Here is a 14,120-nt window from a genome sequence, read left to right as displayed (position 1 = left end):
CCTCTTCTGGATGGTTATTTGAGAAGACTGATTATCGTTGTTTTTTTATAGCTTGCCCGAGGGCCAAGTGTAAACGCAATGCTAAAGTTGATCGCACAGTGCAACGAAAACCGTTGCACTCGATCCTGGCTGCCCTAAAGCTCCGCGGTCACCCGTTTGGCCTGGGCGGGCAGAAACTCTTCGAGAAATTCCGCCAGTCTTGCGGCGGCAAAGCTCGGTGCGGTGCTTTTCGCGCGGCCGAGCTGCAGGTCGGAGGCGATCTCTGCCTGTTTGGCAAAGGGGATTGCAACGAGTTCGCCGGCGCGGATTTCGCGCATCACCGTCATCGCCGGCAGGATCAGGATGGCTGCTCCCGAGCGGGCCAGTTCCTTCTGCAGCTCCAGCGATGAGGTGGTAAAGGCGATTTCCACCGGTTCGAGGCCTGCGGAGCGCTGGCGATAGTCGAAGGCGCGGCGGATGCCGAAGGAGCGGTCCGGCATGGCGATCGGATGGGCGCGGATGGCTTCGAGCGGTATCTCGGCCAGATTGGCGATCGGGTGGTCCGGCGCCATCACCGGCACATGCAGTACCGGCAGGCGAAAGCGGATATCCATCTGCGCTTCGGGAGGGGTGAACATGGTCACGGCCATGTCGGTCTGTCCACCGGTCACGGCATTGAGCGCGGCCTGGGCAGAGGAAACCGTAACCTCGATCCTGACGGCTGGGTACTGGGCGTAAAAGCGCGCCAGCGCTGGCGCCAGAATGGCGTTGATCGCCGCACCATTGACGTGGATGGAAACGCGCCCGCGCTTCAGCCCGCGCAAATCATCGATCACCTGACGGGCGGTTTCGAGATCGCGCATCACCCCGCGCGAGCGGGCGGCAAGCAGTTCGCCCGCCGCCGTCAGCATGATACCGCGCGCACCGCGCTCGACCAGCGGCGCGCCGAAATAATATTCGAGATTTTCGAGCTGGCGGCTGATTGCGGTCGGCGAGACGCCGAGCGTTTCAGCGGCCTGACGGATCGAGCGCGAGCGAACCAGCTCGTTGAAATAGGTAATCGCCTGTAGCTGCAAGCAAATCATCTCCGGGATTGGGTCCCGGCATCAAATCGCGCATTGCCGCGATAGGCAAGTCTTTCGCGGTCTTTGCTCGCTCAACCTTCAAGCGCGCGGCGCAGATTGCCTCTGGCTTCTGCAATCAGCGCCGCCGCCGCCGCGCTGGAAAGCGATTTCTTCAGCATCACGGTGGCGATCTTGATGGAATAATCACAGGCTTCCAGTGCCGTTGTCGCAGTGGCAATATCGGTCCCGGCCAGTTCCGCCACCATTTCGCGGGCGCGCTGGTAGAGCTTGGCATTGGTCGGCTTCATTTCCACCATCCGGCCGCGATAGACATAGCCGAGTCGGATCATCACCGCAGTTGACAGCGTCGTCAGCGCCACCTTCTGGGCGGTTCCGGCCTTCATTCGCGTCGAGCCTGCGACGAATTCCGCGCCGGTTTCCAGGAGGATCGGAAAATCGGCATGCGTGGCAACCGTGCCATCGGGATTGTTGTAGAGGGCTACGGTGACGGCGCCGGTCGAGCGGCCATGAGCGAGCGCTGCGGCGACATAGGGCGTATTGCCGCTGGCGGCGATGCCGATCACGACATCCTTTTGCGTGAGGCCGGCGGCATCGAGATCGGCGACGGCTGCCGCGCGATCATCTTCTGCGCCTTCCCGGGCAATGATAAAGGCGTCGCTTCCGCCCGCCATCAGGGCAAAGGCCCGCTCGCGCGGAAAATTATAGGTCGGCGGCAATTCGGCAGCATCAAGCGTCGCCAGACGGCCGGAGGTGCCGGCGCCGAGATAGATCATCCGTCCGCCGTCCTCCAGTCGTGCGGCTATGGCCTCTGCGGCGGCGGCGATCATCTGCTGGGCCCGCTGCACGGCGCCAATGGCGGCATACTGGCTTTCGACAATGCCCGAGACGAGCTCACCGGCGGGCCAGTCATCAATGGTCAGATAACGTTTGGAGGCGGTTTCGGTGGTCGATTTCATGCTTTATCCTGACTGAAATGATGTCCGGCTTCACCGGCAGAAAAATGGTTGCGGGCAAGGCGGGCGGCGCCTTCGGCCTGATCGAGAACGGGAAACATCGCCTCGCCCTTGAGTTCGGCGAGAATGGTCGCGCCGATGACCGGCGAAAGCGTCAAGACGCCGCCGACAAAGGCAACGGGATGTTTTCCGCCGCGGGCCATCAGAATATTGCCGAGCCGGGCCAGCTCGAAGCCGGCCTGCCGCAAAAGCTGATCAGCAAAACCGTCGCCTGCCTCGGCCGCCTCAGCCACAGCCTTGGCGAGCGCGCCGATGCGGCCGCGATCACCGCCATAGACATAGGAACGGGTGTCGGACCAGTCGCTGCCGCCGACGGCGGCAAACAGCTGGTCGGCAAGGATGGCCATATCGCCCGGCGATCCCGTCTCGTCGATCCGGCGATAAAGCGCGCGCAGCGCCGCAAGCGCAATCCACGCGCCGGAACCGCCGTCGTCGATCATCGTGCCGCGGCCGCCGATCCTGAGCAATGTTTCGGCTTCCGTCAGATGCACGGCGATCGAGCCGGTGCCAGCGGAGACGAGATGGCCCTTTCCGGGCGCGAAAACCGCGCGAAAGGCCAGCTCGATATCGTCGCGGGCAAAGATCTTCGCACGCGCGATCTTGAGCCTTTTGCCGATGATATCGGCGACATCGGTCTCTGCACGCGGGCCATAGCCTGTCATGCCGATGACAAGGCCGGACAGGGTTTCCGGCACGCAAGCGGCAATCGCATCGACCGTGCGCTCGAAGGCGGCGCGGGCATCGGGGTTGAACATGTGTCCCGTCGCGCCCGGCGCCGTCCCGCGACGGATCACGGCGCCGGCCTGATCGGTGAGGCAGAAACGCGATGCCGTGCCGCCGACATCGGCACCAAGATAGAAAGCACTCATTCCCGCACCCTCAACTGCCCGACTGAAGCGCACCGGCGAAGCCGCGCGTGATCTCACGCGGATTGGTGATCGCCGTGCCAACGACAACGGCATGCGCACCATAATCGATCGCCTGTCTGGCAAGCGCCGGCGTATCGAAACACCCCTCGGCGATGACCGGGATCGCGGCCCGGGCGCAAAGCGCCTCGATCAGGGCGAAATCGGGTTCGCGCACAGCACGTTTGGTATAATCCGTATAGCCGGAAAGCGTGGTTGCAACATAGGTCGCGCCGGCCTGTTCGGCAATCAGGCCTTCCTCGACGGTGGAAATGTCGCAGAATACCTCTAGGCCGAGCTGTTCGCGGATATGGCGGATGAGCGCGGCTGGCCTGTCACCGATGCGCGGGCGCGGCGTTGCATCAATGCCGATCACATCGGCGCCGGCTTCGGCCAGTGCATTGCAGGCCTTTTTCGTCGGCGTGATATAGACGGGTACGCGGTCATCAAACACCTTGTCGATGCCGATCACCGGCAGCCCTGCCGCCTTCACCGCCCGGACGTCGTCAACGCCGTTGGCGCGGATCGCACCGGCGCCGCCGTCACGCGCCGCCAGCGCCATGGCACCCATGAAAACGGGGCCGTGAAGCGGATTGTCCTTTCGCGCCTGACAGGAAACGATCAGGCGTCCTTTCGGCAGGGTGAGGCTCATTTGATCGCTCCGGATGTCATGCCGGAAATGAACTGGCGCGACAGCACGATGTAGAGAATGGTGATCGGAGCGGCGGCGAAGGTGAGGCCGGCGAAGAGCACCCCCCAATTGGTGGTATATTCGCCCATGAAGCCGGTCAGTCCCTGCGGCAGGGTCTTTAGATTGTCGTTCTGCAGGAAGATCAGCGGGAAGAAGAAGTCATTCCAGATCGGCACGAGATTGTTGATGGCGGCGATCACCATGGCGGGCCGGGTGAGCGGCAGCATCACCGACCACATGATCCGTGCTTCCGAAGCGCCGTCCATGCGGGCCGCATCTTCCAGCTCGCCGGGCAGCGAACGGATGAAGCCGGTCATGATGAAGACCGCGGAGGGCAGCCCCATGGCAACATAGATCAGGATCAGCGAGAACTGCGTGTCCAGGAGGCCGAGATCGCGCATCAGCACGAAAAGCGGAATGACGGCGAGCTTCAGCGGCAGGGTCAGCCCCGCCAGGAAGAACAGCAGAATGAAGCTCGATCCGGCGAAGGTGTAGCGTGCCAGCGCATAGGCCGCCATGGTGCCGAGGATCAGGATCAGGGCGATTGCCGAACCGGTGATCAGAACCGAATTGAAGAAGTAGCGGACGAAATTGGTATCGGTCCAGATCGCCACGAAATTGGAGAGATCGGTGAAATCGGGAAGCGAGAAGGGATGACGGAAGATCTCCATGGTCGGCTTGAAGGCCGAGAAGACCATGATCACGATCGGCGCGATCATGATGAAGGAATTGGCGATCAGGAAGATCTGCAGCAGGCCGTCGCGGCCGAAGGTGCGCAAGAGACCGGATTTTTCGGAATAGACGGCTGAGGTCACAGTTCAATCTCCCGGCGGCGCAGGAACAGGGTCATGGCAGTGGCAAAAACCGTGATGAAGATGAAGACGAGGGCGGCAACCGCACTGCCATGGCCGAAATCGGCAACGCCGGTCGAGGGGCCGCCGAAGGCGAGGCGGTAGAAATAGAGCGCCAGCACATCGGAATGGCCGTAGGGCGAGCCGAGAATGTCTTCCATGATATAGGGAAGTTCGAACCAGTTGAACGAACCGATGAACTGCAGCACGAAGACGATTGTTGCAGCCGGGGCGACCAGCGGCCAGATGATCTTGCGGATCTTGACCCATTCGCTTTCGGTTTCCATCCGCGCGGCATCATAGATCTCGCCGGGAATGCGCTGCATGGCGGCGAGGAAAATCAGCGTCGGGAAGCCGACCCAGTGCCAGGCATTGACGAGAATGAGCGAAGGCAGTGCCGTTTCCGGCTGGCCGAGCCAGGGCTGGGCAAGGGCTGCAAGCCCGACCTGCTTCAAAAGATGGTTGACGAGGCCGAAAACCGGATTGAGGAACAGTTTCCACAGATAGCCGACGATGACGGTCGAGAGCACCACCGGCAGGAAGACGGCGATGCGGTGGAACCGGGCCAGCGGGAATTCGCGCCACAGCGCATAGGCCAGGAGAAAGGCCGCGCCGTTCTGGATGATCATCAGCGAAACAAAGACGATGACGTTGTTCATGAAGGCGTTGCGGATATCGCTCTTGTAGGGCTCACGCATGAGAACGTCGGAAAAATTCTGGAAACCCACAAACTCGCCGCGGGCCAGGCCGTGCCAGTCATAAAAGGCATAGGCGAGCGCGGAAATGATCGGGTAGGCGACAAAGAGGATCATCACCAGAAGGCCGGGAGCGATGAGGCTGGTGATCCACAGGCCGCGCCGTGTGGGCTTTATGGACGGCATGAACAGGTCTCCGGTTCACAATGAACCGCTTGGCTTGAGGGCGGTCATTTCAGGGTCCGGACCGGCATCAAGCCGGTCCGGGATTGTGGCGATCAGTTCTTCTGGAACGGCGCGTAATAGGTGGCGATACCGTCGGTAACGGCCTTGCCGACACCTTCCGGTGTTTCGTCACCAGCCATCATCTTCTGAACGTTTTCCTGAACGAGCGTCGAACCCGAGGGCTGCTCGAAGCGGAAGTGAACCAGCATCATGTAGGGGATCGACGACTTGTCGAGGTCGGATACAGCCTGAAGATCCGGGTTGTCGAAGGTGACGCCCGGGATCGGCGAGATGTTGGACAGTTCATTGGCGAAGGCCTGACCGAATTCCTTCGAGGCCAGGAAGTTCAAGAACTTCGTTACGGCTTCCTTGTGTTCGGTCTTGGCATTGCCGGCATAACCGCCATCGTAATAGACGGCGACAAGGCCTTCATCATCGGCATTGACCTTCGGAGCCGGGGCAACGCCGATCTTGATATCGGGGTTCAGGCTCTTCATGGCCGCCAGCTCGTAGGAGCCGCCGACAAACATGCCGGCCATGCCCGAAGCGAAGAGCTGCTGCGAGGACGGGTAGTCGAGACCGACGAAGCCGTCAGGGAAATACTGGCCCATGTCCTTGATGCGGGTCAGCGCATCGACAAAGCGCGGATCGGTGAAATCGGCCTTGCCGTTGATGACGTCTTCATAGAAGCCCTTGCCCATGGTGGAGGCGCCCATGCCGAAGGTCAGAACCTCGTTCTGCCATGCAGCCGCGGTGCCATTGGCGAAGGGGAAGATGCCGGCGGCCTTGAGGGCCTCGGCGTCGGTCTTCACATCATCCCAGGTGACGGGGGCTGCAAGGCCGAGCTGGTCGAAAAGGTCCTTGTTGTAGAGCATCATCATGGTCTGTGCCGCGAAAGGCACGGCGTAGACGGTCTTGTCCGAGCGCAGCGTTTCAGCCTGAAGGGCGTCCTTGGGGAAATCCTTCAGCGCCGGAACGGCATCCGTCAGCGGCATCAGGTAGCCGCCGGAGGCGAGATCTTCGAAGGAGCCGTAGGCACGCACCATCATGACGTCCGGGCCGGCATCACCGGCCAGCGCCGTCTTCAGGATCGTGCCGTAGCTGACGGCCTCGACCATGCGCAGATTGACCGTGATGTCCGGGTTTTCCTTCTCGAACATGGCGATGAAGTCCTGATACTGGGCGACGTCTTCCGTGCGCCAGCCCCAGAACGAGATTTCTTCGGAAAATGCAGGTGCGGCAATGCCAGCAAAGGCTGCAGCCGCAAGGATAGTCTTGACGAAGGGCTTCATCCGGTTGGTTCCTTTCTTCCGTTCCCCTTTTATGCGGTGACGGGCGGCCCGCCTGACATTTGTGTCAGGCGACGCGTTGGCCGCTCGTCCTGTCGAAGACGTGCAGCGCATCAGCGCGCGCCGTCACGGACACGTCTTTATCGGCATCGAAGAATTGGGTCGGCGGCACCCTGATGGTAACCTGCTCGCCGCTCGTCAGCCGGACATAGACGTAAGAATCGTCGCCGAGATATTCGGTATAGATCACCTTGCCGGCAAAGCCCTCGCCATGGCCCGCGACAAGGTCGAGCGCATCGGGGCGCGCGCCGATGGTGAGCGCACCCCCGGGCAGGCCTGCCGGTCCGGCAATGGCGCCGGTGCCTTCAATGCCGAGCTGACCGGCGGAATGGGCGACATCGAGCAGCGACATTTTCGGTGAGCCGATAAAGGTCGCGACAAAGGTGTTGGCCGGTGTTTCAAACAGTTCGCGCGGTGTGCCGACCTGCTCGATATAACCATCCTTCATCACCACGATCCGGTCGGCCAGCGTCATCGCTTCGACCTGGTCATGGGTCACATAGATCATCGTTCCGCCGATCTCGCGGTGCAGGCGGGCGATCTCGAGCCGCACATCGGCGCGCAGTGCCGCATCGAGGTTGGAAAGCGGCTCGTCGAGCAGAAACACATCCGGCTTGCGGACAACCGCACGGGCGATTGCGACACGCTGACGCTGGCCGCCCGAAAGCTGGCGCGGCTTGCGCTTCAGATAGTCTTCCAGCCGCAGCATGCGCGCGGCTTCTGCAATGCGCGTTTCCACCTCCGCCTTGGAAAGCCCCATCAGCCGGGCGCCGAAGGCCATGTTCTCATAGACATCCATATGCGGATAGAGCGCATAGGACTGGAACACCATGGCCGCGCCGCGCTTTGACGGCGCGACATCGTTCATGATCTTCTCATTGATCGACAGCGTGCCATCGGTGATCGGATCAAGGCCTGCGATCAGGCGCAGAAGGGTCGACTTGCCGCAGCCGGACGGGCCGACAAAAATGATCAGCTCGCGATCGCCGATTTCGAGATCGATCCCGTGAAGCACTTCCGTTTCCTTGAAACGCTTGACGATTCCCTTCAGTGACAGCCGTGCCAAAACAATTCCTCGAAGATACCATTAAAATACCAATTTGATCATTGCCGTTTTTCCAAACCCTGTAAAGAGAGAAATCGCATTCCGTGCGAAATTGACCGCGCACAATTCGTGGCGCAGTGTTGGCAGGCAAGCGGCCATTCCGGTGGCGATGGTTCCAAGCGGCGGAAATGACTGGAAGTTATGACTTGCCACGTGGTATTATATTGGTGTTAATACCCTTTGGATTGGTAGGCTTCTTGCAGGGCAGAAGGTGTGAGCGGAGACGTTGAGCGCATGAACAGGATCATCCAGCCTCTGGATCTCGTTGGCGAAGGGCCGCTCTATCTGCGCCTGAAACGCGCGCTTTCCGATGCGGTCTCCTCCGGCCGGCTCGACAGCGGTGCGGCATTGCCGCCCGAGCGGGATCTGGCAGAGGATGCCGGTGTCAGCCGGGTGACGGTGCGCCGTGCCATCGAGGAGCTGACCCAGGAAGGACTGCTGATGCGCAAGCACGGTTCGGGCACTTTCGTCGCCCGGCCGCTCGAACGCATTCAGCAGCCGCTGTCGCGGCTGACCTCCTTTACCGAAGACATGCTGTCGCGCGGATTGACGCCGCATTCGCGCTGGCTGGAGCGCGGGCTCTATTCGCCGACCACCGAAGAGGTGATGACACTCGGCCTGTCGCCGGGCGGCCGGGTGGCGCGGCTGACGCGTATTCGTCTTGCCGATGACATGCCGATGGCGATCGAACGCACCAGCCTGCCGGAGGATATCCTGGCAAATCCGGAAGCGGTCGAGCATTCGCTGTACGAGACCCTGTCTGCGCGCGGTGTCCGGCCGGTTCGCGCCATTCAGCGGATTTCCGCCGTGGTGCTGAAGTCCGAGCAGACAGCGCTTCTCGATCTGCCGGAGGGGGCGCCGGCCCTTTCGGTGCAGCGCATCGCCTATAATGAGACTGGCCGCGTCATCGAGGTGACGCAGGCCCATTACAGAAGCGACGTCTATGACCTGATTGCCGAGCTGACGCTCGATAATGTCTGACCGGGCAGTCCTGTCCGAACATAACCCCCGATATTCATGACCCAGGGAATTTGAAAATGACCGAGATGACGATGATGCGACGCGAGATCCTCGAGATCCCGCAGGCGGCAGCCCGCTTTCTGGATGGGCAGAAGGCTGCCATTGCCGAGGCGGGCAAGGCGCTTTCGGTGCGCGATCCGTCGGTGGTCGTCACCGTGGCGCGCGGCTCTTCCGATCATGCCGCCTATTTTCTGAAATATGCGATCGAGCTTATTGCCGGCGTGCCGGTTGCCTCGCTCGGCCCGTCGCTTGCCTCCATTTACGAGGCACCGCTGAAGCTTGAGAAGGCGGCGGCGATCTCGATCTCGCAGTCTGGCAAAAGCCCCGATATCGTCGCCATGGGCGAGGCCGCACGCAAGGGCGGGGCGCTGACCCTGTCTCTGGTCAACACCATCAATTCGCCGCTGGCGGAAGCTGCCGACCGGCCGATCGATATCGCCGCCGGTCCCGAAAAGGCGGTTGCTGCGACAAAGTCCTATGTCAATTCCATCGTTGCCGGCCTTGCTGTCCTGGCGGAATGGAAGGGTGATCAGGCGCTGAAGGCGGCTCTTGCCGCCCTGCCGGAGCAGTTCGAAAAGGCACTTGCCTGCGACTGGGGCATGCTGCTCGCGCCGCTGAAGGACGCACAGTCGATCTATGTGCTTGGTCGCGGACCGTCCTTTGCCATTGCCAGTGAGGCGGCGCTGAAATGCAAGGAAACCTGCGAGCTGCATGCCGAGGCCTATTCGTCTGCCGAGGTGATGCATGGTCCGGTATCGCTGGTAGCGCCGCGTTTCCCGATCATTGCATTTTCCGCCCGTGACAAGGCGGAAGCCTCGGTGGCTGCGATTGCCAACGGGCTGGCGCAAAAGGGTGCCAATGTCTTTCTGGCCTCCGATCTTTCCGATGGCCCGACAAAGCTGCCCTTTGTCGCGACCGGTCATCCGGTCACCGATGCCCTGGCTTTGATCCTGCCCTATTATTCCTTCATCGAGCGGCTCTCGCTTGCCCGCGGCTTCAATCCGGATGCGCCGGTTGCGCTCAACAAGGTCACGGAGACCAAGTGAGATGACGACAATCATAACCGGTGCCCGGATCTTCGATGGTGCCGAAACCCATGACGGCAAGGTTCTGGTGATCGAGGACGGCAAGATCGCAGGCCTTGTTGCCAGTGCTGATGCACCCGCGGCAGACAGGGTGATTGCCGCCGATGGCAGGCTCATCGTTCCGGGCTTCGTCGATCTTCAGGTCAATGGCGGCGGCGGCGTGCTGCTCAACAACGATCCGAGCGTGAAGGGCCTTGCCACCATCTGCGCGGCGCATGCGCAATTCGGCACCACGGCGCTTCTGCCAACGCTGATCACCGATGGGCCGGATGTTGTTCATGCCGCGGTTCTGGCGGGCTGCGATGCGACGGCGCAAGGCGTGCCCGGCTTTCTCGGTCTGCATCTGGAAGGCCCGCACCTGGCGCTGTCGCGCAAGGGAACCCATGATCCGGCCCTGATCCGGCCGATGAATGATGCGGATCTCGCCTTTCTGGTTGAACATGCCGGTCGTTTTGGCGCTGCCATGATCACCATCGCCCCGGAAAATGTGACGCGGGAACAGGTGGCAGCGCTTTCTGAAGCCGGATATACGGTGTCGCTCGGCCATACCGATACCGGCTGCGTCGAGGCGAAGACCTATGTCGATGCCGGCGCGAAGATGGCGACGCATCTCTTCAATGCGATGAGCCCGCTCAAGCATCGCGAGCCGGGGCTTGTCGGGGCGGCGCTGTCCGACGGTCGGATATCCTGCGGCATGATTGCCGATGGCTATCACGTCGATCCGGTCGCCATGGGGGTCGCGCTCAGGGCCAAGAGCGGTCCGGGGCGGATCTTCCTTGTCACAGACGCCATGTCGCCGACGGGAACGGATGAGAAAACCTTCGAACTCAATGGCCGGACGATCTATCGCCGCGACGGCCGGCTGACGCTGGAAGACGGTACGCTGGCCGGTGCGGATACGGATATGCTGAGCTGCGTCAAAAATGTCATGTCAATGCTCGCTGTGCCGCAGGACGAGGCGCTGCGCATGGCCTCGCTCTATCCGGCTGAGGCCATAGGCGCGGCAACGAAGGGGCGGCTGGCGCCGGGCTTTGATGCCGACTTCGTGGTTTTGACGCCGGATCTCGATCTTGTCTCGACCCATATCGGCGGCGAATGCGTCTTTACGGCCTGACGCCGCCCGCAGTGTCAGGCCGGCATTGCCGAAAAGGCCGGAACGGCCTGACCTGCCGTCGATGCGTAGATTCGATAAGATAGAGCGCCTGCCACAGGAAGGCCAAGGCACCGTGCGATCCCTGCCGCGCCCGCTGGCCTCAGTCAAAGACGATGGCCGGACCCTTCTTCTGTGCGGCCCCAAGATTTCCGGCAACCTTTTCGGCAATCGCCATATAGGCTTTTGCATGCGGGCCATCCGGGGCCGAGGCGACGACGGGTGTGCCGGCATCCGAGGTTTCGCGGATGTCCATGGCCAGTGGCACTTCGCCGAGGAATGGAACACCGATCTTTGCCGCTTCCGCCTTCGCGCCGCCATGGCCGAAAATATGGTGGGTACTGCCGCAATCGGGGCAGATGAAGCTGCTCATATTCTCGACAATGCCGAGAACGGGAACCGCAACCTTTTCAAACATGGCAATCGCCTTGCGGGCGTCGATCAGCGCAAGGTCCTGTGGTGTGGAAACCACGACACTGCCGGCCAGCGGCACCTGCTGGGCCATGGTCAGCTGAGCGTCGCCGGTGCCGGGCGGCATGTCGACCACCAGCACATCGAGCTTGCCCCAGGCGACTTCGCGCAGCATCTGCAGCAATGCCGACTGAACCATGGGGCCGCGCCAGATCACCGCCGTGCCCTCATCGACGAGAAAGCCGATCGACATGATCTTGAGGCCGAATTTTTCCATTGGCAGGATGGTGCGGCCCGGCCCCTGCAGCGGCCGGCCGGAAAGCCCGGTCAGGCGCGGTACGGAAGGGCCGTAGATGTCGGCGTCAAGCAGGCCGACTTGCAGGCCGAGGCGGGACAGTGACAGCGCGAAATTGATCGCCGTGGTCGACTTGCCCACGCCGCCTTTGCCCGAGGCGACGGCAATGATGGCACCGATTCCGGGGATCTCCGGTTTTTGCGGTTGCGAAGCCGGCTTTTCACGTGAGCTGGACTTTGCTGCCGGCGGATGATCTGCCGTCAGAGTCACAAGAGCCTCGCTGACGCCATCAAGAGCTTTGACAGTGGTAATCGCCTGCTGACGCACGGGTTCCAGCGCCTCTGCCTTTTCCGGGGTGACGGTCAGCGAGAAATAGACCTTTCCCTCGGCGATGAAGATGTCGGAGACCATGCCGCTATCGGCAAGATTGCCGCCTTCCGGCAGTTTGATGGCCCTGAGGCTGGAGAGAATCTTTTCCCGGGACACTGCGCTCATGATACCTCACTTGTGCCGTCTGGCCGCTGCTGCGGGCGGAAAATGTCCGCAGATGGCCGATCCGTCACTTCAGCAACATACTGAAAACAAGACATAACTGTTTCGGTTTCAGACGATGGTCCGCCGTACCGAAAACATCCGAACACTTGCAATAACGGTCTTTTGCGGCCGCGCCAATGGCGGTGCCGATGCTTTTTGTGCTGCGTTCATGCTTTCCGGGCTGATGAGCTGGCGGGTGCGGGGACAAAGAAAAACCGCCAGCGCAGGATCGGAGACCAATCGTGCAAGCCGGCGGTTTCTGTTCTTAATTCACGCTTTTTGAGCGCGCGGTCTCTTGTCATCCCCTCTGGACCTGACGGGACAATGCAGGATTCAATTTGGCTTTGCAAGTGACTTTTTTCGTCAGGAGAACAAATGGTTAGGTGTTAACATGTCAGTTCGTTAATGCAGAGTGACGCTGTGCACTGCACAAATTATTGACAGCGCTTAATAAATAGGCTTTTGCACGCATGTATAATTGCCGGCTATGGCGGGGCAAAAAAAGTTTTGCGCGTCGAAACGACGCTGGCGCAGTTGCGGTAAAAATGCTTGCGCGATCATGTTTGAGGTTGCGCAATGACAAAATCTGATACCCGGTCAATTGTGGTGGAGAAATCGGATTGTGCCGGCGTTGCGGCCGGGCGGATCCGGACGGGCAGGAAAGGAAAGGATTGCAATGGCGGGGGCATTTGCGGCGGTTGAATGGGGGCTGACATCCTTCAGAGCCTGGCTGATGGAGGCAGATGGGACGGTCATTTCGCAACGCCAGGCCAGCGAGAGCCTGGCAGCGGTGAAATCGGAGGGCTTTTCCGAAACGCTTGAATCGAATCTGGCGGCGCTTTCGGTTCCTCATGATGTTCCGGTCGTCATCTGCGGCATGGCCGGTGCCAAACAGGGCTGGCAGGAAGTGCCGCCGGTGATGCTGCCGATGCGGCTGGACAGTCTTCCCCGGCATGCGATGCGGGTTGATGGCCTCGCCCGGGACGTGCGTATTCTCCCGGCACTGGCGCAGCGCGGAGCCGACCCCGATTTCATGCGTGGCGAGGAAACATTGCTTTTCGGTCTTTTCGCCGGCCAGCCGCAGGTGTCTGCACGGATCTGCATTCCGGGCCGTTTTTCGCGCTGGGTCGGCCTTCAAGGCGGCGATGTCACGCGGATCGCCACCCATATGACAGGAGAAATGTTCTCTGTCCTGCAGCGCGCCTCGGTGCTGACGCCGATCCTGCGCGGCGCGGAAGGGCTGGACGAGACGGCTTTCCTCAATGCGGTGGAGCGCGCGTTCCGTTCTCCGGGGCGTTATCTCAATGCGGCGCATGCGATAAGGGCACGCAATCTGCTGGAGGGAATCCCGCCCGAACGGGCAGAGGCGGAACTGTTCGGACTTCTGGTGGGCATGGAGCTTTCAGGCGGACTGCGTGCCTTTGATGGTGATGGGCCGGTCTGGCTCATTGCTTCGGGGCGGCTTTGCGAATTTTACGAACACGCCTTCCAAAGGCTTGGTCAGTCATGCATGGTCCATGATGCAGAGGCAGCCGCCAGGGAAGGACTGGCGGCAGCGGCAGTGCAGTTGTTCGACCTCTCCGGGATGTTGAATGGGAAAAGAGGCAGGATGTCGGGCGCGTAGCGGCGTATGGTGTGGCCATGCTTCTGCCGCAGCTTTCGCCTTTACAAGATGAATGGCATGCGGATGATGCTTGGTTTGGAGGAAGCGGAATCCCTTTCCGGAA

13 protein-coding genes are annotated in these 14,120 nt (G+C 61.2%); 4 read left to right on the top strand and 9 right to left on the bottom strand.

The annotated features are described in order from the left end of the window. Positions 1-134: 134 nt before the first annotated feature. The 8 genes from HCK86_RS13475 to ugpC form a co-directional block, all read right to left on the bottom strand. Positions 135-1,055: a LysR family transcriptional regulator gene (locus HCK86_RS13475; RefSeq protein WP_176084999.1), complete on the bottom strand. Its 921-nt coding sequence runs from the start codon at positions 1,053-1,055 to the stop codon at positions 135-137. A gap of 80 nt (positions 1,056-1,135) precedes the next feature. After that, complete coding sequence (locus tag HCK86_RS13470; RefSeq protein WP_176084998.1) at positions 1,136-2,020, bottom strand: N-acetylmuramic acid 6-phosphate etherase; 885 nt, start codon at positions 2,018-2,020, stop codon at positions 1,136-1,138. Continuing rightward, positions 2,017-2,946 carry a BadF/BadG/BcrA/BcrD ATPase family protein gene (locus tag HCK86_RS13465; RefSeq protein ID WP_176084997.1) on the bottom strand — a complete coding sequence of 310 codons (930 nt, stop codon included), beginning with the start codon at positions 2,944-2,946 and terminating at the stop codon, positions 2,017-2,019. Before HCK86_RS13465 ends, HCK86_RS13470 begins: the two co-directional genes overlap by 4 nt. A gap of 10 nt (positions 2,947-2,956) precedes the next feature. Continuing rightward, positions 2,957-3,634 carry an N-acetylmannosamine-6-phosphate 2-epimerase gene (locus HCK86_RS13460; protein WP_176084996.1) on the bottom strand — a complete coding sequence of 226 codons (678 nt, stop codon included), beginning with the start codon at positions 3,632-3,634 and terminating at the stop codon, positions 2,957-2,959. Beyond that, entirely contained in the window at positions 3,631-4,488 is an 858-nt protein-coding gene (locus HCK86_RS13455; protein WP_141147984.1) for a carbohydrate ABC transporter permease, read from the bottom strand. Before HCK86_RS13455 ends, HCK86_RS13460 begins: the two co-directional genes overlap by 4 nt. Further along, positions 4,485-5,405 (bottom strand): sugar ABC transporter permease, encoded by a 921-nt coding sequence (locus HCK86_RS13450; RefSeq protein ID WP_141147983.1) that lies wholly within the window; start codon positions 5,403-5,405, stop codon positions 4,485-4,487. Before HCK86_RS13450 ends, HCK86_RS13455 begins: the two co-directional genes overlap by 4 nt. Before the next feature lie 92 nt (positions 5,406-5,497). Then, the gene (locus tag HCK86_RS13445) at positions 5,498-6,736 is read right to left on the bottom strand and encodes an extracellular solute-binding protein (protein WP_176084995.1); all 1,239 of its coding nucleotides are present in this window, start codon (positions 6,734-6,736) and stop codon (positions 5,498-5,500) included. Between the two features lie 64 nt (positions 6,737-6,800). Continuing rightward, on the bottom strand, positions 6,801-7,859 hold the full coding sequence (gene ugpC / locus HCK86_RS13440) for a sn-glycerol-3-phosphate ABC transporter ATP-binding protein UgpC (protein ID WP_176084994.1): 1,059 nt from the start codon (positions 7,857-7,859) through the stop codon (positions 6,801-6,803). Positions 7,860-8,132: 273 nt separating this feature from the next. On the opposite strand from ugpC, the gene HCK86_RS13435 reads away from it, so the two are divergent. Genes HCK86_RS13435 through nagA form a run of 3 tightly spaced genes read left to right on the top strand, consistent with a single transcriptional unit; the run spans position 8,133 to position 11,117 of the window. After that, positions 8,133-8,879, top strand: a complete 747-nt coding sequence (locus tag HCK86_RS13435) for a GntR family transcriptional regulator (protein WP_176084993.1) — start codon at positions 8,133-8,135, stop codon at positions 8,877-8,879. A gap of 56 nt (positions 8,880-8,935) precedes the next feature. Continuing rightward, positions 8,936-9,964, top strand: a complete 1,029-nt coding sequence (locus tag HCK86_RS13430) for an SIS domain-containing protein (RefSeq protein WP_176084992.1) — start codon at positions 8,936-8,938, stop codon at positions 9,962-9,964. A gap of 1 nt (position 9,965) precedes the next feature. Continuing rightward, positions 9,966-11,117 (top strand): N-acetylglucosamine-6-phosphate deacetylase, encoded by a 1,152-nt coding sequence (gene nagA, locus HCK86_RS13425; RefSeq protein WP_176084991.1) that lies wholly within the window; start codon positions 9,966-9,968, stop codon positions 11,115-11,117. 139 nt (positions 11,118-11,256) lie between these two features. On the opposite strand, the gene HCK86_RS13420 is transcribed toward nagA, so the two are convergent. Further along, positions 11,257-12,354 (bottom strand): Mrp/NBP35 family ATP-binding protein, encoded by a 1,098-nt coding sequence (locus HCK86_RS13420; protein WP_176084990.1) that lies wholly within the window; start codon positions 12,352-12,354, stop codon positions 11,257-11,259. Between the two features lie 715 nt (positions 12,355-13,069). On the opposite strand from HCK86_RS13420, the gene HCK86_RS13415 reads away from it, so the two are divergent. Continuing rightward, positions 13,070-14,017: a 2-dehydro-3-deoxygalactonokinase gene (locus HCK86_RS13415; RefSeq protein WP_176084989.1), complete on the top strand. Its 948-nt coding sequence runs from the start codon at positions 13,070-13,072 to the stop codon at positions 14,015-14,017. The last annotated feature ends 103 nt before the right edge of the window (positions 14,018-14,120 follow it).

This window comes from Martelella sp. HB161492 (assembly GCF_013184775.1).
Taxonomy (GTDB): Bacteria; Pseudomonadota; Alphaproteobacteria; order Rhizobiales; family Rhizobiaceae; genus Martelella.
Note: the sequence above shows the minus strand (reverse complement) of the source record. Positions and strands in the feature narration are given on the sequence as shown.

What these genes read in the sequence shown, in the direction of transcription:
- HCK86_RS13470 (WP_176084998.1), bottom strand. Translation starts at nt 2,020, where the DNA reads ATGAAATCGACCACCGAAACCGCCTCCAAACGTTATCTGACCATTGAT.
- HCK86_RS13465 (WP_176084997.1), bottom strand. Translation starts at nt 2,946, where the DNA reads ATGAGTGCTTTCTATCTTGGTGCCGATGTCGGCGGCACGGCATCGCGT.
- HCK86_RS13460 (WP_176084996.1), bottom strand. Translation starts at nt 3,634, where the DNA reads ATGAGCCTCACCCTGCCGAAAGGACGCCTGATCGTTTCCTGTCAGGCG.
- HCK86_RS13450 (WP_141147983.1), bottom strand. Translation starts at nt 5,405, where the DNA reads ATGCCGTCCATAAAGCCCACACGGCGCGGCCTGTGGATCACCAGCCTC.
- HCK86_RS13445 (WP_176084995.1), bottom strand. Translation starts at nt 6,736, where the DNA reads ATGAAGCCCTTCGTCAAGACTATCCTTGCGGCTGCAGCCTTTGCTGGC.
- HCK86_RS13435 (WP_176084993.1), top strand. Translation starts at nt 8,133, where the DNA reads ATGAACAGGATCATCCAGCCTCTGGATCTCGTTGGCGAAGGGCCGCTC.
- HCK86_RS13430 (WP_176084992.1), top strand. Translation starts at nt 8,936, where the DNA reads ATGACCGAGATGACGATGATGCGACGCGAGATCCTCGAGATCCCGCAG.
- nagA (WP_176084991.1), top strand. Translation starts at nt 9,966, where the DNA reads ATGACGACAATCATAACCGGTGCCCGGATCTTCGATGGTGCCGAAACC.
- HCK86_RS13420 (WP_176084990.1), bottom strand. Translation starts at nt 12,354, where the DNA reads ATGAGCGCAGTGTCCCGGGAAAAGATTCTCTCCAGCCTCAGGGCCATC.
- HCK86_RS13415 (WP_176084989.1), top strand. Translation starts at nt 13,070, where the DNA reads ATGGCGGGGGCATTTGCGGCGGTTGAATGGGGGCTGACATCCTTCAGA.